At 67.1% G+C, this 20,900-nt stretch carries 22 protein-coding genes and 1 pseudogene; 8 read left to right on the forward strand and 15 right to left on the reverse strand.

Going from position 1 to position 20,900, the window contains the following annotated elements:
* Window position 1: 1 nt before the first annotated feature.
* The gene (locus BLW84_RS09545) at window positions 2–1,447 is read left to right on the forward strand and encodes a carboxylesterase/lipase family protein (protein ID WP_093263843.1); all 1,446 of its coding nucleotides are present in this window, start codon (window positions 2–4) and stop codon (window positions 1,445–1,447) included.
* A gap of 340 nt (window positions 1,448–1,787) precedes the next feature.
* On the opposite strand, the gene BLW84_RS09550 is transcribed toward BLW84_RS09545, so the two are convergent.
* Window positions 1,788–2,909, reverse strand: a complete 1,122-nt coding sequence (locus BLW84_RS09550) for a winged helix DNA-binding domain-containing protein (protein ID WP_093264311.1) — start codon at window positions 2,907–2,909, stop codon at window positions 1,788–1,790.
* 82 nt (window positions 2,910–2,991) lie between these two features.
* Window positions 2,992–4,146: pseudogene (locus tag BLW84_RS09555) on the reverse strand (epoxide hydrolase family protein); the annotation flags it as partial.
* A gap of 62 nt (window positions 4,147–4,208) precedes the next feature.
* Here BLW84_RS09555 and BLW84_RS09560 point away from each other — a divergent pair.
* Complete coding sequence (locus tag BLW84_RS09560) at window positions 4,209–5,210, forward strand: helix-turn-helix transcriptional regulator (RefSeq protein ID WP_093263846.1); 1,002 nt, start codon at window positions 4,209–4,211, stop codon at window positions 5,208–5,210.
* A gap of 629 nt (window positions 5,211–5,839) precedes the next feature.
* Window positions 5,840–6,607 carry a class I SAM-dependent methyltransferase gene (locus BLW84_RS09565; protein WP_218157263.1) on the forward strand — a complete coding sequence of 256 codons (768 nt, stop codon included), beginning with the start codon at window positions 5,840–5,842 and terminating at the stop codon, window positions 6,605–6,607.
* Window positions 6,608–7,026: 419 nt separating this feature from the next.
* Here BLW84_RS09565 and BLW84_RS09570 read toward each other — a convergent pair whose 3' ends face one another.
* Window positions 7,027–7,623: a hypothetical protein gene (locus BLW84_RS09570; protein ID WP_143060902.1), complete on the reverse strand. Its 597-nt coding sequence runs from the start codon at window positions 7,621–7,623 to the stop codon at window positions 7,027–7,029.
* Window positions 7,624–7,808: 185 nt separating this feature from the next.
* Here BLW84_RS09570 and BLW84_RS50280 point away from each other — a divergent pair, with 185 nt between their 5' ends.
* On the forward strand, window positions 7,809–8,009 hold the full coding sequence (locus BLW84_RS50280; protein WP_093263853.1) for a DUF4158 domain-containing protein: 201 nt from the start codon (window positions 7,809–7,811) through the stop codon (window positions 8,007–8,009).
* Here the strand turns inward: BLW84_RS50280 and BLW84_RS48940 are convergent.
* The 5 genes from BLW84_RS48940 to BLW84_RS09600 form a co-directional block, all read right to left on the reverse strand.
* Window positions 7,924–8,613, reverse strand: coding sequence for a recombinase family protein (locus BLW84_RS48940; protein ID WP_245761043.1), 690 nt, complete (start codon window positions 8,611–8,613; stop codon window positions 7,924–7,926). The genes BLW84_RS50280 and BLW84_RS48940 overlap by 86 nt on opposite strands.
* 113 nt (window positions 8,614–8,726) lie before the next feature.
* On the reverse strand, window positions 8,727–9,566 hold the full coding sequence (locus BLW84_RS09585) for an NAD(P)H-binding protein (RefSeq protein WP_093263856.1): 840 nt from the start codon (window positions 9,564–9,566) through the stop codon (window positions 8,727–8,729).
* A gap of 528 nt (window positions 9,567–10,094) precedes the next feature.
* Entirely contained in the window at window positions 10,095–10,301 is a 207-nt protein-coding gene (locus tag BLW84_RS09590; RefSeq protein WP_143060903.1) for a hypothetical protein, read from the reverse strand.
* A 275-nt stretch (window positions 10,302–10,576) separates the two neighbouring features.
* Complete coding sequence (locus BLW84_RS09595) at window positions 10,577–10,954, reverse strand: Tn3 family transposase (protein ID WP_218157265.1); 378 nt, start codon at window positions 10,952–10,954, stop codon at window positions 10,577–10,579.
* Between the two features lie 45 nt (window positions 10,955–10,999).
* Complete coding sequence (locus BLW84_RS09600) at window positions 11,000–12,109, reverse strand: FAD-dependent oxidoreductase (protein WP_093263861.1); 1,110 nt, start codon at window positions 12,107–12,109, stop codon at window positions 11,000–11,002.
* Window positions 12,110–12,175: 66 nt separating this feature from the next.
* Between BLW84_RS09600 and BLW84_RS09605 the strand changes: the two genes are divergently transcribed.
* Window positions 12,176–12,859 (forward strand): TetR/AcrR family transcriptional regulator, encoded by a 684-nt coding sequence (locus BLW84_RS09605; protein WP_093263864.1) that lies wholly within the window; start codon window positions 12,176–12,178, stop codon window positions 12,857–12,859.
* A gap of 114 nt (window positions 12,860–12,973) precedes the next feature.
* Here the strand turns inward: BLW84_RS09605 and BLW84_RS09610 are convergent, their stop codons facing one another.
* Window positions 12,974–13,636: an SGNH/GDSL hydrolase family protein gene (locus tag BLW84_RS09610; RefSeq protein WP_218157266.1), complete on the reverse strand. Its 663-nt coding sequence runs from the start codon at window positions 13,634–13,636 to the stop codon at window positions 12,974–12,976.
* A gap of 36 nt (window positions 13,637–13,672) precedes the next feature.
* Window positions 13,673–15,253: an MFS transporter gene (locus BLW84_RS09615; protein ID WP_245761044.1), complete on the reverse strand. Its 1,581-nt coding sequence runs from the start codon at window positions 15,251–15,253 to the stop codon at window positions 13,673–13,675.
* Between BLW84_RS09615 and BLW84_RS09620 the strand changes: the two genes are divergently transcribed.
* Entirely contained in the window at window positions 15,244–15,873 is a 630-nt protein-coding gene (locus BLW84_RS09620) for a TetR/AcrR family transcriptional regulator (RefSeq protein WP_093263869.1), read from the forward strand. The two genes, BLW84_RS09615 and BLW84_RS09620, sit on opposite strands and share 10 nt — an antisense overlap.
* Window positions 15,874–16,079: 206 nt before the next feature.
* On the opposite strand, the gene BLW84_RS09625 is transcribed toward BLW84_RS09620, so the two are convergent.
* Window positions 16,080–16,658 (reverse strand): TetR/AcrR family transcriptional regulator, encoded by a 579-nt coding sequence (locus BLW84_RS09625; protein WP_093263872.1) that lies wholly within the window; start codon window positions 16,656–16,658, stop codon window positions 16,080–16,082.
* Window positions 16,659–16,748: 90 nt separating this feature from the next.
* On the opposite strand from BLW84_RS09625, the gene BLW84_RS09630 reads away from it, so the two are divergent.
* Window positions 16,749–17,195, forward strand: coding sequence for an anthrone oxygenase family protein (locus BLW84_RS09630; RefSeq protein WP_093263874.1), 447 nt, complete (start codon window positions 16,749–16,751; stop codon window positions 17,193–17,195).
* A 239-nt stretch (window positions 17,196–17,434) separates the two neighbouring features.
* Window positions 17,435–17,638 (forward strand): hypothetical protein, encoded by a 204-nt coding sequence (locus tag BLW84_RS47360; RefSeq protein WP_177226374.1) that lies wholly within the window; start codon window positions 17,435–17,437, stop codon window positions 17,636–17,638.
* A gap of 73 nt (window positions 17,639–17,711) precedes the next feature.
* Here the strand turns inward: BLW84_RS47360 and BLW84_RS09635 are convergent, their stop codons facing one another.
* From BLW84_RS09635 to BLW84_RS09650, 4 genes are all read right to left on the reverse strand, one after another.
* Window positions 17,712–18,863, reverse strand: coding sequence for an RNA polymerase sigma factor (locus BLW84_RS09635; protein WP_093263877.1), 1,152 nt, complete (start codon window positions 18,861–18,863; stop codon window positions 17,712–17,714).
* A complete protein-coding gene (locus BLW84_RS09640; RefSeq protein WP_093263879.1) occupies window positions 18,860–19,267 on the reverse strand; it encodes a YciI family protein in 408 nt (135 codons plus the stop codon). Before BLW84_RS09640 ends, BLW84_RS09635 begins: the two co-directional genes overlap by 4 nt.
* A gap of 147 nt (window positions 19,268–19,414) precedes the next feature.
* Window positions 19,415–19,873, reverse strand: a complete 459-nt coding sequence (locus BLW84_RS09645; RefSeq protein WP_093263882.1) for an SRPBCC family protein — start codon at window positions 19,871–19,873, stop codon at window positions 19,415–19,417.
* Between the two features lie 143 nt (window positions 19,874–20,016).
* Window positions 20,017–20,895 carry a helix-turn-helix domain-containing protein gene (locus BLW84_RS09650; protein WP_093263884.1) on the reverse strand — a complete coding sequence of 293 codons (879 nt, stop codon included), beginning with the start codon at window positions 20,893–20,895 and terminating at the stop codon, window positions 20,017–20,019.
* Window positions 20,896–20,900 lie beyond the last annotated feature (5 nt).

The following is a 20,900-nucleotide window of genomic DNA, read 5'->3' on the forward strand; positions in this document are numbered from 1 at the left end:
GGTGGATGAGGTTGTCCGCACAGAGTGTGGTGCTGTGCGCGGTGAATCGAGAGAGGGATATTCGGTCTTCCGCGGCATTCCGTATGCCGCGCCCCTGGACGGCGCCCGCCGTTTCCAGGCGCCGGCTCCGCCACACCGCTGGGACGGCGTGCGCGACGCGCGGGCTTTCGGCTCCTCGGTTCCGCAGCCGACGGTCTGGCACACCGGTGACGACCCGGAGTGTCTCACCGTCAATGTTTGGACCCCTGATGTCACGTCGTCCGGGATGCCGGTCATGGTGTGGCTCCATGGCGGCGCCTGCCTGGGTGGCACCGCCGCCACCACCGACTTCGACGGCGCGGCCCTTGCCACCGCGGGGATCGTCCTGGTCACGTTGAACTACCGGGTGGGATACGAGGGTTTCGGCTGGGTCGACGATGCCCCGTGCAACCGGGGTGTGCTCGATCAGATCGCCGCGCTCCGCTGGGTGCACGACAACATCGCCTCCTTCGGCGGAGACCCGGACGCGGTGACCCTGATCGGGCAGTCGGCCGGCGCCTCGTCGATTGTGGGCCTGATCGCCGGTGATGGTGCGCCGGGGCTGTTCCGGCGCGGAATCGCGCAAAGCCCGGGAAAGATCTTCGTTCCTGCCGACGAGGCCCGCGTTGTGTCGGCGATGATCACGTCGCATCTCGGCGTTCGCCCGACGGCCGACGCCCTGGCGGCGGTGCCGCCCGAGGCAATTCATGCAGTGCAGATGGCGCCGGTGGCGATCATGTCGAGTGAACCTGCACAGTGGACCTATCCGAACGCGCCGTACTCGATGATCATCGACAACGAACTGTTCGATGCTCCTCCGTGGGTGCGCGGGAATCAGTGCGCATCCGGCATGAGCCGGGAACTCATCTGCGGGTTCACCACAGACGAGGCCCGCATGTTCACCGTCGATGCAGACCTGTCGGCATCCGATCCCGTCGATACCGCTCGCGCGTGCGGCCTGAGGGCGAGCGCGGTTCGGGACTACCGAACCGGGAATCCCGGCATCACCGACGATGACCTTCACGCCCTGATCCTGTCCGATTCGCTGTTCCGGATACCCGCCCTGTGGTGCGCCGAGGCCAACGCCGACGCAGGAACGAAAACCTATCTGTACGAGTTCGCGTGGCCGAGCCCGGCGCGCAACGGTGCGCTACGGGCCTGCCACGGCCTCGATGTCCCCTTCACCTTCGACACCGCCCACGGCCCCCTCGCCGCCAGTCTCATCGGCCCGGAGGTCCCGCCGGACTTCTCTCCACTTTCGAGCGCAATGCGCAGTGCCTTCGCCGCATTCGCCACGACCGGCGACCCGGGCTGGCCGCAGTTCGACAGCGCAGAACGAATCCGCCGGATCTGGAAAACGCCACCCACGCTGGGCGGGGACTCGCTGTCGACGTCTCGTCGGATCTGGCAAAGCGAACACCCTTCATGAGCTGCCGGACCTGATGAGGAGATGAAGCGCTTCGTGAGACAGCCCGACAGTGAAACCGTTACGAGATAACGTAAAAGACCCAGGTCACAGCCTCGGTACATGAAGCGAAGCCCGAGACCCTGCACTTCTTTGCAGGGTCTCAAATCCGGCTCATCCGCGACTGCATCTCGATTGCACTTGTGTGGCGGGCTTTGTGATCGGGCGCGGAGCGTCGTGGCCCGTGTTGTTGACCAGGGGCCGCCGGATGGCATCACGGTGAGACGACCGAGAAACCCCAGGTCGCACCAGATCGAAATGTCGCGGCCGGGGCCGCCCATCGGTGCGGCACAGCGATCGCCGATCACACTCGTTGATGGGGGCTGCCGAGGATGACGTTGCGGGTCTCGGTGTCGGGGTCGGTGAATGCCAGCAGCGCGTGAGCTTCTTCCGTGACAGCTTCCGCATCGTGCGTGGTGAATGGCCGGTCGTAGGGACGGATGGTGATCGTCGCGGATCCGGTGTTTCGGTTGATCGTCCAGTCGCCTGCGGTGAACCCGTCGACCAGCAGGATCTGCGGAGCGGGGCGCTGGGTGCGGTATCCCTGCTTGCCGTGCTCGTCGGTGATCACGCGGGTGCGGTCCGCGTGTGAGAGCAACAGGTTGTCGAAGTCGTACAGAAACCTCGGCGGTGCCGGGGTTTCGGGGTCCGGGCGTGCAGCGTCGGGTAGGTCGAACAGCTCCTGGCCGTGCTGATCCTGGAAGATCATCAAGTCCTGCCGCATCCGGTCGACGACCTCGCGCAGCCTGGTGAGACCGGACCACACCTGCATGTCCTTCACGCTGGCGGGGCCGAAGGCGGCCAGGTAGCGCAGGATCATTCGCTCGAGCGACGCAGTGATCGTTCGGTCTGCGCCGAGCCACGCGTCGGCGGTGGTGTGAGCGATCGGCCCGCTGCGGCCCCAGATGCCGCGTGGTGGCACCTGCACCAGAGGCACCTGGTTGCGGATGGCGTAGACCAGTGAGGCGGGCGCGCGATCCGGCCATCGTTGGCCGAGCAGCGCGCCGAGCTGCTTGTTGGTCAACGGTTTCGGGGCGAGCAGCTCGATACCGTCGGCGATCAGCTTCGGCATGTCGATGCCCTCGATGGGCTTGCCGTGCGTGTGGTTGCGGTAGAGGTCGCGATCCAACACAGGTTGGACCAGGGGGCGCAGCGCACGTGCGTCGTCGGGGGTGACCAGGTGAATCGTCGAGCGCATCAACGCAATTCGAATCAACTCGCGGTCGGTGAGCAGCTCGGCAGCCTGTTCGGGGACGAAACCGGCCAGCCGTGACCACAATCCGACGTACCAGGTGTGCGGGGTCTGGGCTTGCAGCCCGACCAGTTGCTCCACTGCGTCGATGACGGACAACTCGGAGCGGCGCAACAGCAACTGCCGATCGAGAGTGGCGCGATTGAGCGCCCGACGACTGAGTATTCGCGTCATCAGTGGAACCTTTCGGCAGAGCAGCGGGGTTTGGTGGCGCCAGGACGACGCCACCACCACGGACGATCATTCGGTGCTGATCACTTAGTTCGCCGAAGAATCGGCGAATGTCGGCGATCAACAGGTCGGGTGCGTCCTGGGTCGCCCAGTGGCTGCCCCGGTCGAACTCGTTCCAGGACACGATGTTGCTGTGGTCGCGTTCGGCGAAGCGGCGAAGTGGGGTGAAGTCGTAGGCGAAGCTGGCCAAGCCGGTGGGAGCGGTGGTCGGTCGGGTCGGGTGCTCGGCATGGTGGTCCTCGTAGTAGAACCGGGCGGCCGAAGCAGCCGTGTTGGTCAGCCAGTACAGCGTGGCGTTGGTCAGAACATGATCGTCGTCCAGCGAGGCCAGCAGCTGCGCCGTCCACGCGAGCTGCCCGGTGGGTGAGTCTGCGAGCGCGTGCGCGAGGTTCTGCGGCGCGCTCTCCTGAAGCCGGGCATATCCGGACATGTTGTCGTTGAAATATTTCAGGTGCTGCACGTACCCTCGCTCCTCCTCGGTCAGCTCGGCCAGCTCCGCCGGGTCGCCGGAAGGGAAGGAGAACAGCTGGGTCACGTGCACCCCGAGCACGTGGTCCGGGTCGATCCGACCCAATTCGGGTGACACGTGCGAACCGATGTCGTTGCCGTGCGCGCCGTAGCGGTCGTAGCCCAGTCGTTTCATCAGCTCTGCCCATGCCGCGGCGGTGCGGTAGCGGTTCCAGCCCTTCTCCCGGGTGGGGCCCGAGAAGCCGAAGCCGGGCAGAGAGGGAATCACCAGGTGAAATGCCTTGGCAGGGTCCTCGCCGTGGGCGCGCGGATCGGTGAGGGGCTCGATCAGGTCGAGGAACTCGAACACCGAATTCGGCCACCCGTGGGTCAGGATCAGCGGGGTGGCATCAGCCTCCGGCGAACGGACGTGCAGGAAGTGGATGAGCTGTCCGTCGATCTCGGTGGTGAACTGCGGGTAAGCATTGAGCTTGGATTCCCATGCGCGCCAGTCGTATCCATCGCGCCAGTAGGCGGTCAGCCGCTGCACGTAGTCGAGCGGGACTCCGTACTCCCAACCCGGCGGCACCGGCCCGGTCTGGACCTTTCCCTCGGTCTCCGGAGGCAGTTCGTCGGCCCAGCGCACCCGCGCCAGCCGATCCTGCAGATCGTCGAGGTCTGCCTGCGGGATATCGATGCGGAAGGGCGTGATCGTGGTGGTCTTGAACGTCATGTCCTGAACGGTAGGAGATCTTTAGGAAGACTCCTTTCCTAATGAAATGGCAGACTGAAGAAATGTTGGAGACCTCGGCACGACTGCTCCGGCTGCTCTCGCTCTTGCAGCTCCCACGCGACTGGAGCGGTGCAGACCTGGCCGAACGGCTGGAAGTCAGCACGCGGACGGTGCGCAACGACATCGAACGGCTGCGTCAGCTCGGTTATCCGGTGCACGCGACCAGAGGGACGACGGGCGGCTACCGACTCGGCGCGGGCGCCAGCCTGCCGCCGCTGCTGCTCGACGACGAGGAAGCCGTCGCGGTCACCATCGGCCTGCGTACCGCCGCCGGGGGCGGCATCGCCGGAGTCGAGGAGACCTCGCTGCGGGCCCTCACCAAGCTTGAACAGGTGCTGCCGAATCGGTTGCGGCGCAGGGTCAATGCGTTGCAGGCATATACCGTCGTAGTTCCGGGGGACGGCACGAGTCCACGTGTCGATGCCGAGACGCTGACCGCGATCGCAGCCTCTTGCCGTGATCACGAGCGGCTCCGATTCGACTACCGCGACCACAATCATGGCGACAGCAGGCGAGCGGTCGAGCCCTATCGGCTGGTCAACTGGGGACGACGGTGGTATCTGGTCGCGTTCGACACCGATCGGTGCGCCTGGCGCACCTTCCGCGTGGATCGCATCACGCCGAAAACCTCGACCGGGCCGCGATTCACTCCCCGTGAGCTGCCGCAAGACTTGACCGACCGGGTCACCCGCGGCGTATCCGCCGCCGCCTGGCGATTCCGGGCATCGGTGACCGTGCACGCACCCGCTGAATTCCTCAGTGCCCGCATTCCTCCGGCCGCGGGTACCGTCGAAGCGATCGACGACACGACCTGCGTGCTCCACACCGGTGCGGACACCCCGGAGGCGCTGGCGATCAACATCGGACAGCTGGGCATGCACGGTATCGATTTCACCGTCGATGACCCGCCGGAGTTGGTCGAGCTACTTCGCTCGCTGGCCGACCGCTATCTGCGTGCCATCGCGGGCGCTACCCGAACCAACACCCCAACGACCGAAGCTTGACGGGCTCGATACATCGTCGCTAGGAGACACTGTTGGTCGCGAACTCCCGGGCACCCCAGGAGTTTCGCGGCCAACAGGCCATTCGCCTTCGCCAGATCCAACCGCACCCCCGTGCCCTTGGCGCCGTTTTTGCCGTTTACCACCCGACGGGCTGCATATCCTCGCCAGCATTAATGGCTGGACCTGGCCGCATGACCGGAAACCCCGCCGTGCCAACGGACTCAGGTAGCAACCGGACATAGGTCCGATGTGCACGACCACGACTTCCGGTGGTCACGCCGGGCGCTGGAGCACGACGGCGCCCGGCTCGCTGAGGCTGCCAGCCTCGGCCAGGCACGGCGTTCGTCACGAGCGGAGGCACCACGTCTGCTCGGTTTGGCCCTCCAGATGGCGCGCCCTGACCATGCCCTCGTGGGCTTTACCAACCGAGGAGACCCGTTCTGTTGTTCGTGACAAGGCTCGTGTGGATTCTTGGTTGACGTGTCGCTCGTGGCTTACCTTCCGGTTGTCGTCCATGTGCTTCGTTCAGGTGCGATGTGCTCGGCATCGGTGATCTGGGCTGGGCGTGCCGGAATTTCCATTGCCGATGTGCGAGAGATACGACCACCCTGGTTGTCGTGACTCCAGACTTGGGCGAGTACTACGTTCGTGAGACCAGCGAGGACGCCCGACTGACCCGGTCGGCGCATGGAAAGCTGGAGTTCCTACGCACCCAGGAGCTGGTGCGTCGGGCCGTGACCGGGACGCGGATGCGAGTGCTCGATGTCGGTGGCGGGACCGGAGTTCATGCCCGCTGGCTGGCTGCTGAAGGCCACTCGGTGCACGTTGTCGATCCGGTGGCCAGTCATGTGGAAGCGGCGGCCGCGATCGCGGGTGTCACTGCGGAGCTCGGCGATGCCCGCAACCTGACCTGCCCCGATGACGCCGCGGATGTCGTGCTGCTCCTCGGTCCGCTCTATCACCTGATCGATCGCGATGACCGTGCGCAAGCGCTGGCCGAAGCCCGGCGTGTGCTCCGCCCAGGAGGCATGCTGTTCGCCGCCGCCATCAGCCGCTATCTCCCTGTCTTGGAGACCGGGACCACCGGTCGGCTCACTGGACAGATGAGTCCTTCGGTTGAAGCCGTCATCGCGACCGGCCGCTATGACGGCCACCTCGGTTTCGTCTCTGCGCACTTCCACACAGCTGATGAACTTCGAGACGAGCTGCACGCCGCTGGAATACAGGACGTTTCGGTGTATGGGGTGGAGGGTCCCGCATGGCCCGCTCTTGACGTTGCTGGTGTGCAGGAGTTCGACGCACGCTTGGATGCAGCACTTCGATGTGCCCGCATGGTCGAGGAGGATCCCCTTCTGATCAACGCCAGCGCTCACTTCCTTGCCATTGCAAGGCTGTAGCTGCCCGAGCGCGCAGCGGCCGTGGGCAGTCGTGGTGCCTCTTGCAGTGATCATTCGTCGTGGACGGGTCGAGGAGTCGTACTTCGAGCTCGGCGATCCGCCGGTCTTGGAAACGCACGTTGGAGCGTGCAGTCCTCAGACGTTCGCCGAGTGCTTGGTTTTCCTGCGGGTTTGCCGACCAGGCGGCAGAACTCCGCCCGCTGATCCGCCCACTTGTCCTCGGTGAGCAGGTAAGCGGCCGGGTCGGAGTAGCGGCGCGAACACGTCCCCCGTGCGCAGCCCGTCCCGCAGGGCCAGCAATACGCACAGCTCCCAGTAGTGCTGATAAGCAGTCACATTGCCGTTCGCCGCCGCGGTTCCGCTTGGCGCGTTGAGTTTCGGGGCGGTTTGCGGGACGCTCAGGAGCCGTCGTCAGATGATCATTTCTTGTCGATCAGTGTGTAGCCGCCGTTGAGCACCGGCGCGTCGGCTGCGGGGGCCATGCACTTGCGCAGTGGACCGTCCTCGGGCCCGGGGCCCCCGCTCAGCCCGATCCGGCTGGGTCCCGCGCCATTGCCGGCGACGTAGAAGCTGACGCCCATGCGCTCGTGATTCTTCAGCATTTCTTCCCATGGCCCGCCGGGGGTGGTTTTGGTGAGCGTGCCGGTGACGGTCGCGGTGGGGCCGCCGGTGGTCAGGCAGTCGACGGTGAGGTCACCCCAGTTGGTGAACCACGTCCCGTCGGGCATCTTGAGGCGGTGGGAGATCCGGAAGGTTCCCCACGACCGGGTGGGCTTGGATACGCCGTTGGGGTCGAACGTGGCGTGCGCATCGACCGTGACCTGGATGTCGTTGTCGGGTGCCGGGAAGTACATCCTGGCCCACCCGTTCAGGTGGGAGGTCTTGACGCCGGGCGTGGCCGGGCTCGTACGGGCCGGGCCGTTCGGGATGGATGAGGCTGGGGCGTCGGCCGCTGCCCAGGAGTCCATGGAGATTGTGTCCGTCAGGGCCGCGGTGAGGCCGACGGCGACGGTCATGCCCAGGACGGACATGCGACGGGTCCGGTTGATCATGTGTGTGCGCTCCGATCGAGCGGGTAGTGACCTTCGACCTCACCAGCTTGCGAGCCGACGCCCTGGCCGCGCTTCCTCCTCGCGGATGATCACGCTCCTCCCTGCGAACGAACCGACGGCCCCGACGTCCACCTGCACTTGAACGGCCGGTGGCGGTAACCCGAGTCCCGTTGTCCCGGGCCGAGTTAGAGCGGTTCTCCTTCCTTGACGACGTCGATCGGGGCCTGGTGGAGACCAAGCGTCGGGACCACAACAAACTCGGCTTCAGCTTGCAGCTGGTGACGGCCTCGAACTGCCGAAGCTGCGGCCAGGGGTCATGTAGCGCGGGATCAGCTGGTTTGACCTGGTGAGGATGGGGTCGCCTTGGCCAGGCGGCGGTAGATGGTGGGGCGGGTGACGCCGAACTCGTCGGCGATCTGCTGGACGGTGTGTATGCGCTTGCCGTTCTCGTCTTTCTCGTCGTACATCTGCCGTGCCGGTTCGACTTGCCGGGGGCCGAGTTTGGCTTTCTGGCCGCCGGTCCGGCCGCGCCCGCGCCGCCGCGAGGCCGTCCATCGTCCGCTCGGACATCAGGGCGTGCTCGAACTCCGCGATCACCCCCAAGATTTGGAAGAACATGTGGCCGATGGCGGTGGAGGTGTCGATGCCCTGGTCGAGCACCATCAGGTCCACGCCCTTGTTCTCCAGCGCCTTGGAGAGCTGGATCAGGTGCTCCACGGAGCGGCCGAGCCGGTCCAGCTTGGTCACCACGATCTGGTCGCCCTCGCGGTTGGCCGACAGCAGCGCTTTGTCCAACTCGGGGCGCTTGGCGAGTTTGCCGCCGGCCTTGTCGATGTAGATCGAGTCGCAGCCGGGGTCGCCGTAGCATCGGCGGAGTTTCCGGCGGATTTGCTGACTGCTGGTGACCGCATGGGCATGCGGGACCGGCCCGAAAGTTCGTCGCTGGTCAGACAAATCCGCCCGATTCTTCTCGGTTGCTACGGCGACCCCATGACACCGGTCTGATCGTCACCACCAAAGACCTGGACGGACCGCCACTTGGCGCCCTGACGTGGCGGTCGGTGTGCCTAGCGGAAACTCGCCACGTTATCGGCTGCCCAGTCCGCGAAGGTACGTGCTGGGCGGCCGGTCACCTCGGTCACCGTCGGATACACCGGGTCCGGATTGTCCACCGCGTGTGCCCAGTAACCGAGCAGCATGTCCATCGCAACCTCCGGCATGTACGCGCGGACCGAGTCGCGCCATTGCGCCGCGGTGATCTCCTCGAACCGGATGTCGGTGCCCAGTACCTTGGCGATCACTCGCACCTGTTCGGCCCTGGTGATCGCCTCCGGCCCGGTCAGCCGGTACTTCGCACCTGCGTGGCCGTCTTCGAGCAGGGCGATGGTCGCCACGTCCGCGATATCGGCGGAATGGATCACTGACTGTGCACCCGCCGCATAAGGTGCGCGAACGACTCGTTCAGCCTGAATGGAAGGTGCCCAGTCAATCGCGTTACCGGCGAATGCGCCGGGCCGTAGATGCGTCCATTCGACTCCGGAAGCCTCCACTGCCCGCTCGACCGCGAGGTGATGCTCACCGGCTTCCCTGTTCGTCGGCAACACGACATTGACCGAGGAATCGGAAGACAGCACCACGATGCGCCGCACGCCCGCCTGTACCGCCACGTCGATGAACTCGTCCAGCCCGTCGAGCACCGGAAACAGATACATTCGATCAACACCGGCCAGCGCTGTGTGAACCGTGTCGATTCGGCCGATTTCCCCTTGGTGTACCTCGACTTCCGACGGTAGCGCGGCCGTCGCCGGATCCCTGGTCAGTGCCCGGACCTGCTGCCTGGCCCGCAGTAGCCCATCGACCACATGACGGCCGACTGTTCCCGTCGCGCCGGTCACCAAAATCGCCACTTCAGCTCCCTCTGGTTGGCTTCCCGAATTGGGAGCGCCGACGCTATACGACTTTTTCCGTCTCCGCACATGGCCATTTTTGACGTATTTCTAGATCGGCATTTCCGCGAGCTGTCAAATTCGCTGGTAGCGCTGTAGTTCCCACGGATCGTGAGCACTGCAGTGATCTCAGTGGGGGCTATGTGTAGCCGTGTTCGTGGTGGGTGAGGACGAGTGCGGCTTGGATGGTGGCGCCGGTTTTGCGGGGACTGCATCGCGAACCCCCGGCAGCGTGACGGTGGCGCGTACACGGCAAGCGTTACAGATCCGTCCTGGGGAAACGCAGGTCTTCGAGTCGTGTAAAGCGAACGTTCGTTACCGGACGCTCAGGCTCAGCAAGGCGCACTGCCCGCTCATGCCGACGAGCGGATGTATTGGATCAGCGATTGGAGCTTGTGGTTGAACGATGTCCGCTGGTTCTTCTCGAACTCCAGTAGTTTCGGACGATATTCATCGCAAGGTATTCGGCTCCGGCACGTCCGCGCGGACCTACGGTTGGACGCCCAGGTCGGCGAGGATTTCCCGGTACGACATCTCGTGGTGGTTGACCTTGATCTCCAGGCTGGCCCGGAGCGTACGCGGGTCGGAGTTGGCGGAGTAGGCGGTACACATCAGTTCCACCACGCAGGGCTCGGTGACGTCCACCCAGAACTCGTTGCGTGAGAACACAGTCCGCTTGGCTTGCACGACGGGCACGCTCAACTCCATCCGCCACGTGCCCTCCGCATCCTGGGTCAGTTGAAGGTGCTGGGTGGGCTCGGGCCAGTGCATGTTGACGTCGGGCGGCCCACCCAGAACAACACGATCAGTAGAAGCTGAACTGTGGTCACGGCGCAGGCCCGCGACGGGGTGCTTTACCTGCGTGCGGCGGGTGTGGACATTGGCAAAAGATCCGTGGTGGCCTGGTGTCCTCGCTCGACCACAACGCTCAACTACGGGCATGCCCAATTCGGCGCTCATCGAACATCTGCTCATGCCGCTGGGCGAGCGTTCTCCAGTCCGGCTATGCCGCTCACATCTAGGTCCAGGCGTTTGTCCATGTCCAGCCGGAACCGTCCGTACGGGGTGATGTGGGTCCAGAACAGGGCGCTGAGGGCTCGGCGGCCCTCGGCCGTGAGCCGCTTCTCCCACACCGGGTCTTCCAAAACCCGTTGCACCAGAAGGGTGTTGATGAACACGAGGCTGCTCTGCAGGAAGTGGAGCGCGAGCATCGAGACTTCGGCGTTCTCTCGGTCGGCGCTGGTGAGCACCCCGTCCTTGCTGTAGAACACGACGTCATTGGCGGAGTTCCAGTTCTCGACCACCTGCAACCCGGTGTAGAGCTCCCTGCGCAACTCCTCGGCCGCCAAGAGCGCTGGCTGGACGACCGGTTTTCTGGTCGTATTCGGTTGCCTTCAGCCAGGTTGGAAGAATGCGAGCATTTTCTGGGCGGCGTCCGGTGACATCAGCAATTCCTGCATGTCCGCGGACATCCGGGCGGCAGCGCTGGTGCGTTCGAACATCTCGCGTTCGTATTCCTTGACGGCGGCGGGAAAGTCGTCCGGGTGCGCGGCCAGCGCGAGGCCGAGCAGGGCGCCGTCGAGCAGCGCCATGTTGGCGCCCTCTCCCACTGGCGGCATCAGGTGCGCGGCGTCGCCGAGCAGCGTGACGCCTGGCGTCGACGGCCAGGTCAGGCCGACCGGGAGAGTGGTGATCGACCGCGGCACGACCGTGTCGTCGCAGGCCGCGATCAGCGCGGTGAACCGTGCGTCCCAGCCGGGGAGCAGGTCGATCAGCCGCGCCCGGGCGGCGGCTGGGTCGTCGAACGGGATCCCGCTGGTGGCGAGCCAGTCCTCGGCGGTGTCGTAGAAGCTGAGGCCGATGCGAACGCGGCCGTCGCCGTTGCGCTGCGCTGCCAGGGATTTCCCGTTGCCGAGCACCCAGTAGTTCCCGCGCCCGACCATCGCCGCGAGGTCGGGGTAGGTGCGGTCGATGTCGGGAATGCCGAGCTCGACGACGTTCTGGCCGATGTGTGCTGGTCGAGCGTCGGTGAGCAGGGCGCGGACCCGGGACTGCGCGCCGTCCGCGCCGACCAGCAGGTCATACGTCGCACTGCTGCCGTCGGCGAAGTGCAGCAGGCCGTTGTCGGCGGATTTGAACGCGTGCCCCCAGCGCACCACGTTTTCGGGGAGGGAATCCAGCAGCAGGTTGCGCAGATCGGCGCGGTCGACCTCGGGTCGCTCAAGCGGGGCGTCGTCGGGCGTGTCCTCCTGGAGCAGCAGGGTGCCGTCCGGCTCGAGAAGACGCATGTCCTGGCCTTCACCACGGGCAATCGCGTGGAACCGGTCGATCAGGCCGGCCTCGTGCAGCGCCCGCTGGCCGGAGTGGATGTCGAGCATGCCGCCCTGACCGCGCGCGTCGCGCGACGATTCGCGTTCGTACACGACGGCGTCGATGCCGTTCACGTGCAGCACCCGGGCGAGGGCCAAGCCACCCAAGCCGGCTCCGACGATGGCGATGGTCATGGTTGTCCTCGATTCGCCGTATCAGTCAATACACCGTATCACTCCCAACGCTGTATTCTCGTCGGCATGTTGGTGTGGGAGCGGCCGGAGCCGCCGGATCGACCGGTGCCGGCCCCGCTGAGCCGGGAGCGGATCGTCCAAGCGGCGATCCAACTCGCCGATGCGGACGGCCTGGACGCGGTGTCGCTGCGCAAGGTCGCCGCGGCGCTGGATGTCGGGCCGATGCGGCTGTACGGCTACATCGCCACCAAGGAGGAGTTGCTCGACCTGATGGTCGATGCGGTCCACGCCGAGATCCGGCCGGCCGGAGATGGTTGGCGAGAGGTGCTGCGTTCCCTTGCCGAAGCCACCCGGCAGGCCGCCCACCAGCACGAATGGCTCGCCGACCTGATCGGTGGGCGGCCCCAGCTCGGGCCGAACACGCTGGCCAGCGGAGAGGCCGTGCTGGCCGCGATGGGCGGTGTCGACCTGGACACTGTCGTGCCGGCGGTCGCCGCGGTCAATGCGTACGTGATCGGCGCGGTACGCCGGGAGATCACCGAGCGGCGCGCCGAGCGGCTCTCCGGGATGGACCAGAAGCAGTGGCAGGCCACCTTCGGGCCTTATCTGCAGCGGACCTTCGCCACCGGCCGATTTCCCGCACTGGCCACGGTCGTGCACGATGGCCCCCACCTGGACGCCGACCAGACCTTCTGGACCGGCCTCGATTTCCTCCTCGACGGCATCGAAGCCCGCATCTCAAGCCCATGAGACAACCCGCAGGCTGAGATGACTGGCTGCAAGAGGCTTTGCCGTGGCGGACGTTTCGCCGGCAGATGCGGCCGCCGGGATGTCGGATCCCTTGCGTCGCCCCGGACACCTGCGCTATTCGCTCGTCCGGCTCGAGAGCATGTACACCAGTTGCCGGACGACCTCGGTTGCCATCACCGCTTGACCCGATGTCGAGAAGTGGATCCGATCCTCGCTGAGAAGGTTGTCCCGGTCGTTGACCGGGTGATTCCACATGTCGACGACGACGGCCTCGTATTCGGCACCGAGGCGGCGCGTGATGGCGTTCATGGCCCGAATTCGTTCGTCCCAGTCCGGAAAGGTCGGCACGACATACGCCCTCCCCAGCGTGAATGTCGTCAGCAGGGCGCGGGTGCGGGCCGCGAGGTCGTACATGCGCCGCATCGTCTTTTCGATCTCGTCGAAATCGGGCTTGCGCCGCAGAATGTCGTTCGGGCCGCACGGCAGATGCAGGAGGTCCGGGCCGAACTCGGCCATGCGGTCGAGTTGGTGGGCCACGGTCCGGGCCGTGGTGACCCCGAACTCCGAGGTGTTGAGGTACTGCACATCCGGGCACACCCGCTGCAGCACATTCGCGACCCGATCGGCCCAGCCCTTGTTCGTGTACCCGGGTGTGGGGTCGCCGACGCCGGCCGACAAGCTGTCGCCGACCACGCCGAATCGTCGCCACGGAGCATCGAACAGCAATGCCGCGGCGGTTACCTCGGATAAGCAGAGCGGATCGGACTGCTCGGTCATTGCCGGTATCGGCATGTTCACCTGCTCCGGTTCCGGTTATGACCGACGAGTGCGGGGCGTGATGCCGAATGCCGTTGCCGCGCTGCCGGCGGCAACGATGGCGATGAACAACCAGCCGTGCTGGAACGCGGTCAGCATCCGGTCGGCGGCGGCATCGAGCGATCCGAGGATGGCGACCAGGACGGCGACGCCCAGCACATAGCCGAGCTGGCGGGCGGTGTTCACCACAGCACTGCCGGTGGCGGACTGGTCCGGCGACAGATCGACGGCAGCGGAAGCGATCATGCTGGGCAGAGCGAGGCCGATGCCGATGCCGGAGATCACCCAGCCCGGCAGCACCTCGGTGGCGTACTGCACAGGCGTGGAAGCGGTGGTCAGCACGAGCACCACGCCGCCGGCGAACAGCAGATTCCCCAGGGCCACAACGACACCCACCGGCATCCGCTTGATCAGTCGCTGGCTGACGACGGCGAAGATCGGCACCATGATCGGTCCCGGGACGATGGCGAGCCCGGTTTCGATGGAGTTGAAGCCGGCCACGTTCTCCAGCCACATGGTGATGCTGAGGAACCACGCCCCGAACGCGGTGCAGAACGCCAGCACGGTGGCATTGGCCCACACGAACGTCGGCACCCGGAACAGAGCAGGCGACACCACCGGATTCGGATGCCGCATCATCCGCGCCACGAACAGGACCACGCCGAGCACCGCGACGGCCAGTGCGCCGAATGTCGCGGCACTGGCCCACGACCATTCGCTGCTCTGCACCAGGCCCAGCGACAGCGCCCCGATCGCCACGATCAGCAGCGCTGCCCCGAGCAGGTCGGGCACCCGAGCCGGTATCCGCTGGTGCAGATTCGGCACCAGGCGCATGGCCTCGACCCCGGCCACCAAGCCCACCGGCAGATTGATCAAGAACACCCAGCGCCAGGAAGCCTCGACCAGTGCCCCGCCGACCACCGGACCGAACGCCGCGGCGAAGGAACTCGTTGTCGCCCAGATCTTCACCGCGCCCGGCACCCGCGCCGGCGGCAGCACGGTGAGAAGCAACCCCAGGCCGGCCGGGGTCAGAGCGGCGGCGCCGACCGCCTGCAGGACCCGGAACGCCACCAGCGCCCACAGCGACGGAGCCACCGCGCTGGCCAGGCTCGCCAGCGTGAAAATGCCGAGGCCGACCAGGAATCCGGCTTTGCGCCCGAACCGGTCCGAGAAGCGCCCCGCCGGAATCAGCAGTGCCGCATAGACGATCGCATATCCGTTGAGGACCCAGCTCACATCTGCCAGCGAAGAACCCTGATAGGACTCACCGATCTTCGTGAACGCGACGTTCACGACGAATACGTCGAGCATCGCCATGAACGAGGCCGAGCACAGGACCCACACGATCGCCGTCGAATGGTCCCGGACCGGCCGTGGCGTCGCCGTCCTGTCCGTGGTCACGGCCCGCTTGGCTGCTACGCCATCCATCAGGCATCCCTTCTCGTCGGCACCGGTCTCGGCAACACGTGCCGATCTCCACCGATGCGGATCGGTCAAAGAATACGGTCGGCCGTATTTATATTGCAACCTCCTTTCGTGCGCCGGACCAGCGGCATACGATCGGCCGTATGGCCACATCTGGGCAAAGGACGGCCGACGAAAGCGCCGATCGGCGGCTGCTGCGCGGCGTGCGGTCACGGCGTGCCGTGACCCGCCGCGCGGTCGAGATCGCCTCGCTGGACGGACTCGACGGACTCAGCTTCGGACGTCTGGCCGAAGATCTCGGCATCAGCAAGGCCGGCATTCAGACGCTGTTCCGAACCAAGGAGAGACTGCAGCTCGCGACCGTGGAAGCGGCGCAGGAGGCATTCGTCGACGCGGTCGTCCGGCCCGCCCGGGACTCCCCCGCGGGCGTCGCACGCATCCGCGCCCTCGTCGACGGATGGATCGACTATGCCGTACGGCCGCTGTTTCCCGGCGGTTGCTTCTGGGGCGCGAACCTGCCGATATTCGACAGCCGGCCCGGGCCGGTCCGGGATGCGCTGCTGCGGCAACAGCGTGCCTGGGTTGCGATTCTTGCGACGCAGTTCCGGCTAGCCGTCGCCGCCGGTGAGATCGCCGATATCGATCCCGAGGTGGCTGCCTTCCAGGTCGGTGCCGTGCTGAACGCGGTCAACCTGGCCCTGCGCCTCGGCGACGACGACAGCGTGACCATGGCGCAACAGGTGGTCGACGGTTTGCTCGATGCTGCCGCCTGATCTGCGGTAACCGCCCGTTCGAAGTCGAACTTCGCCGCACACGCCGACGTCCGCACACGCGGACGTCCGCGTTGCAGCATCGCCGCCAGAGGCCGGCCTCGGTCCACGCCGAGAACCGGCGATGCGCCGTCGGCACGGTGACCGGAAGCGATGCCGCAGGCAGGCAGCCGGGCCCGAAGGCCCCTGCTGCCCGGCCGTACGACGCGTCAGACCACGGCGAGCCGGTCCACCAGCAGCTCCACCCTCCGCTCGGCGTCCCCTGTGAGCTGCCGTCCCGCCCGGGTCAGGGTCGCCAGCCCGTGCAGGGCCGCCCAGAACACCTCGGTGAACAGTCCAGAGTGGACGTCTTCCCCGGCGACCTCGCCGAGAGTCTCCAGCAGGGCGGCGAAGGCGTCCTTCAACGGCTCCGGGGTCTTCTCGTCCGCGAACACCAGGCCGCCGTCGAGCTGGAACAGGGCGTCGTAGACCGCCGGGTTGCGCTCGGCGAAGTCGAGGTAGGCGCGGGCGAGGGCCGTGACCCGGGCGCGCGGGCCGTCCGCGGCGGAGGCCGCGGCCCGCAGCGCCGCGGCCATCTCGGCGGCGCCCTGCAGGGCGACGGCGCCGATGATCTCGCGCTTGCCGCGGAAATGGCTGTAGAGGACGGGCTGGCTGTATTCGATGCGCTCGGCGAGCTGGCGGGTGGTGACCGCGTCCCAGCCCTGCTGCTCGGCGAGTTCGCGGGCCGTCGCCACGATGAGGCGCTCGCGGTCCGCCTGCTCACGCTGCTTGCGTTCTTGTACCGACATGCTTCGATCCTAGCACCGCTAGACAACCGAGCGACAGCAATGCTAGCGTTGCCTCATCAGCTAGCAGCACTAGATTTCAGGAAGGTCGCCATGCTCAGCGCGCTCGAGGTCTGCACCATCGTGGTCGTCGGCCTGATGGTGGGGGTGGAGTTCTCCGTCGCCTTCGTCATCAACCCGATCCTCAATGGACTCCCCGATGACAGCAACCAACGCGGCCGAAGCCACGGGGGCCGGATGCTCGGCGCCGTCATGCCGGTCTGGTACATCGGCTCGCTCGTCCTCGTCGCGGTCTGGGCCATCGCCGGATGGCACCACGACGGCGCCGGACTCGTCGTCACCGCCGGCGCGCTGCTGATCCTCAGCGTGGTCATGTCGCTCCTGCTGCTCGTCCCGATCAACAACCGGGGCAAGACGTGGACCCCCGAGAACCGGCCCGAGGACTGGAAGGAGCAGATGAACCGCTGGGACCGCTACCACTACGTCCGCGTGGCCATCATCATCGCCGCGTTCGCCCTGCTGGCCGCCGCCCTCGCCTGAGCCCGCGGGCCGACACCACGCTGGTGGCGCACAATCCCCACTCCCCGGGCGACAGCGGGCCACCGAAACCCCGACATCCGGGAATGCAGCTGCCGCTGAGAGCCGATTCTCGGTTTTGCCTTTCGGTCAAGTGGCCACGGGTCGAGATCGGCCGAGAGGCTTTGCCGTGCCGCACTTCTCGCTGGCACCAATTCGGCGAGGAGGGGCGTCGGCTCGGGTCGGCCGCCTCATCCCCGTTGGTGGTGCGCGAGCAGTCGGGTCAAGGTCTGCCTGTCACCAATGTTGGAACCACCAACGGAAGAGGCACCATGGCCACGGATGCTCCGATCGCCGACCACATCGACCTCGACGCCGGCGCCCGAACATCCGGGCGCCGAACGAATCGCTCCGGAGCAAAGACCGTGATCAAGCCGTTCCGCATCGACATCCCCAGACCGACCTGAACGACCGGCTCTCCCGCACCCGTTGGCCCAACGAGATCACCGACGCCGGCCGGTGATCGCGACCCGGTGGCCGTCACGGCGGTGGTGATTTCCGCTCGTGGTGGCGGACTCGTGCTGCTTCGCGGGTGAGGTGGTCGCGTTCCGCCAGGTTGGTGGCGGCGCGGGCGGCTTCGGCGTACAGGTCGGCGGCGTGGTCGAGATCGCCCGCCCGTTCGCGGAGGTATGCCGCCACCGCGGTGTACCGGGGCAGGGCGGGGTCGATCTCGGCGAGCTCGGCGAGGCCGGCCCGCGGTCCGTCGGCTTCGCCGACCGCCACGGCGCGGTTGAGCCGCACGATCGGGCTGCCGGTGAGGAGCAGCAGTTCGTCGTACCACTCCACGATCTGCACCCAGTCCGTTTCGGATGCGGTGCGGGCGTCGGCGTGCAGGGCGGCGATCGCGGCCTGGGCTTGGTATTCGCCGAGCCGGTCGCGGGCCAACGCGGTCTGCAGGATCGTCACGCCTTCGGTGATCAGCTCGGTGTCCCAGCGCGAGCGGTCCTGCTCGGCCAGCGGCACCAGGCGACCGCCGGGCCCGGTGCGAGAGGCCCGGCGCGCGTGGTGCAGCAGCATGAGCGCGAGCAGCCCGGCCGCCTCGGGCTCGGCGGAGAGGGCAGCGAGTTGGCGGGCGAGCCGGATCGCCTCGGCCGCCAGGTCGACATCCCCGCCATACCCCTCGTTGAACACCAGGTAGAGCACTCGCAGCACGGTCGCCAGGTCGCCCGGCTCGTCGAGCCGGGCCTCGGCGATGCGCTTCTTGGCCCGGCTGATCCGCTGGGCCATCGTCGCTTCCGGAACCAGGTATGCCGCCGCGATCTGCCTGGTCGTCAGGCCGCCGACCGCGCGCAGGGTCAGCGCGACCGCCGAACTCGGCGGCAAGGTCGGATGCGCGCACAGGAAGTACAGGCGGAGCGTGTCGTCCGCGGCAGGCACCGGGCCACCGGGTGGTTCGGCCTCCACCGCGAGCTCTCGATCGCGCCGGGCCTTCTCGGCCCGGGCGGCGTCGAGGAACTTGCGCCACGCGACCGAGATCAGCCACGCCTTCAGGTCGCGCGGCTGCTCCTCCGCTTCGAGCGCCCGGATCAGGGCCTCCTGCACGGCGTCCTCGGCCGCCGCGAAATCGGCTCCGCGGCGGACGAGGACGCCGATCACCGCGGGCACGAGCTCCCGCAGCTGCGGCTCGTTCATTCGGTCACGGCGGGCGGCTCGGTGAGGAACGGCCGCACTTCGAGCCATTCGTGGATCGGCTCGCCGCCGGGCCCGGGCGCCGCGGACAGCTCCCCGGCGAGCTCGACCGCGCGATCCCAGGACTCCACGTCGATGATCATCCAGCCCGCGACGAGATCCTTGGTCTCGGCGAACGGGCCATCGGTCACCGGCGGGCGTCCCGCGCCGTCGTATCGCACGAAGGCGCCCTCGGGGGCCAGTGCCTGGGAGTCCACGAATTCGCCGGTCTCCTCCAGGCGCGCAGCGAAGTCGTTCATGTACTGGATGTGCGCGTCGACGTCCTGCGGGGTCCACCGATCCATCGGCGGGTAGTCGACCGCCCGTGCCGGGCCGCCTCGGTAGTGCTTGAGCAGCAGGTACTTCATGGTGAGCTCCTTCTCGGTCGTGCGGCCCGTTGGGACCGATCGTGCCCCAGGGACGGAGCCGGCGCGCTGTTCTCGACAGCTGCGCCGGAAATCCGCACATCTTTTTTTCGACGAGGTGCGGACCGCTGGTGACCGAGCCGCAGGCGCCTAGCCGGCGGGATCTTGGCGCGCCAGCTCCGCCGCGTGGGAGGCGAGGCCGTCGGCCATCTGCTGCATGACTCGCCGCATGACGCGCTTCATCAACCAGCCCATTCCCCAGCGGGCGGCATAGGTGCCGTGCCAGTGGATGACCGTGCCCCCGCCGGGTGCGGGCGTGAGGTCGATGACCGCCCGGTAGTCGTGGATGGCCGAGTTGAAGGCGTCCTCGTACGTCAGCTGCTTCTCCTCGACGCGCCCGGTCAGCCGTTCCCCGGTGACCGTCCGCCCGGTGCGGAACGCGCGGACCGTGCCGACGGGATCGCGGCCGTCGGGGTCGAGGCCGCTGGAACGTTCGGTGACCAGGCTGTCGACGGTCGACCAGGTGGGCCAGGTGCGTGCGTCGACGAGCAGGCGCCAGACGAAGGCCGGCGGTGCTGTCGAGGTCGCGGTCGCGGCGTAGTCGAGCATGGTCGGAATCCTTTCGTTCGCCGCCGCACCCACCGCTCTCATCGCGGGAACGGTGAGTGCGCGACAACGACGAAGCTGCTTGGCACGGCCGAAACTAGGGGACGCGGACGGCCGGGGACATGCGCTGGATTGCCGATCTTCGATCAGATCTTGCGGTACGCCGACGGCCGGACGCCGACATGGCTCAGGAATGCCGCCGACAGCGCTCCGGGGCTGGCGAAACCGCAACGCTCGGCGATCTGCCCGATGGTGAGGGCGCTGTCGGAAAGCAGCCGTTGTGCCCGCTCGATCCGCAGCCGGGTGAGGAACCGGTGCGGCGTTTCGCCGGTCGCCGCCCGGAAGACGCGGATGAAGTGGTAGACGCTCAGGTGCGCTTCGGCGGCGATGTCGGCCAGCGTCAGCGGCTCGGCCAGCCGGTCCCGCATGACGGCGATGCCCGCGCGGACCGCCGCGTGTTCGGGCCCCGGCAGGGGTTCGTGCCGACCCCGGGTCAGCAGGTGCGTCGCGAGGAACGCCGCGGCGGATTCCGCGTAGAGATCGTTCGCGCCACCGGCGGCGGGCAGTGCGCGGATGATCTGCTCGACGACCGGATCGCCCGTGTCCAGCGCGGCCGACAGCACTTCGAAGTCCGGCCCCGAACCGCCCAATTGCGCTGCGGTCCGCTCGACGGTCGCCGACGGGACGTGCACCTGGATGGTGCGCATCGCGGACGTCGTCCGGTAGTCGCGCACGGCCGCTCGCCCGGGCACCACCAGCTCCAGATCGCCGGGAACCCAGCACCGGCGCAACGGTTTTCCGCCTGCGCGCGTCCGCATGGCGACGTCCCCGGCCACGTAGAGCACGAGATGCAGGTCGGACACCCCGGGCATCGGGAGGTGGTCGGCCTCGGATGCGTGGTCGAAGCACTGCACGAGCAGCGACCGCCAGCCCGCGTCGCCCCAGCTGCAGTAGGTGCGCCGCACCAGCGCTGACGTGTCGAACTCCGCGTACGGCGCCAGATCGAAGTCGGGCGAGTCGAACACCGCAC

Origin of the sequence: Saccharopolyspora shandongensis, assembly GCF_900106995.1 — a bacterium.
GTDB lineage: Bacteria > Actinomycetota > Actinomycetes > Mycobacteriales > Pseudonocardiaceae > Saccharopolyspora > Saccharopolyspora shandongensis.

Excerpts from the sequence above, each read along its gene's own strand:
- BLW84_RS09605 (WP_093263864.1), top strand. The coding sequence starts at position 12,176 with ATGTTGGTGTGGGAGCGGCCGGAGCCGCCGGATCGACCGGTGCCGGCC.
- BLW84_RS09550 (WP_093264311.1), bottom strand. The coding sequence starts at position 2,909 with ATGACGCGAATACTCAGTCGTCGGGCGCTCAATCGCGCCACTCTCGAT.
- BLW84_RS09610 (WP_218157266.1), bottom strand. The coding sequence starts at position 13,636 with ATGACCGAGCAGTCCGATCCGCTCTGCTTATCCGAGGTAACCGCCGCG.
- BLW84_RS09640 (WP_093263879.1), bottom strand. The coding sequence starts at position 19,267 with ATGAAGTACCTGCTGCTCAAGCACTACCGAGGCGGCCCGGCACGGGCG.
- BLW84_RS09615 (WP_245761044.1), bottom strand. The coding sequence starts at position 15,253 with ATGTGGCCATACGGCCGATCGTATGCCGCTGGTCCGGCGCACGAAAGG.
- BLW84_RS09635 (WP_093263877.1), bottom strand. The coding sequence starts at position 18,863 with ATGAACGAGCCGCAGCTGCGGGAGCTCGTGCCCGCGGTGATCGGCGTC.
- BLW84_RS09645 (WP_093263882.1), bottom strand. The coding sequence starts at position 19,873 with ATGCTCGACTACGCCGCGACCGCGACCTCGACAGCACCGCCGGCCTTC.
- BLW84_RS09625 (WP_093263872.1), bottom strand. The coding sequence starts at position 16,658 with ATGTCGGTACAAGAACGCAAGCAGCGTGAGCAGGCGGACCGCGAGCGC.
- BLW84_RS09630 (WP_093263874.1), top strand. The coding sequence starts at position 16,749 with ATGCTCAGCGCGCTCGAGGTCTGCACCATCGTGGTCGTCGGCCTGATG.
- BLW84_RS09620 (WP_093263869.1), top strand. The coding sequence starts at position 15,244 with ATGGCCACATCTGGGCAAAGGACGGCCGACGAAAGCGCCGATCGGCGG.
- BLW84_RS09570 (WP_143060902.1), bottom strand. The coding sequence starts at position 7,623 with ATGACCGTCGCCGTCGGCCTCACCGCGGCCCTGACGGACACAATCTCC.
- BLW84_RS09600 (WP_093263861.1), bottom strand. The coding sequence starts at position 12,109 with ATGACCATCGCCATCGTCGGAGCCGGCTTGGGTGGCTTGGCCCTCGCC.
- BLW84_RS09560 (WP_093263846.1), top strand. The coding sequence starts at position 4,209 with ATGTTGGAGACCTCGGCACGACTGCTCCGGCTGCTCTCGCTCTTGCAG.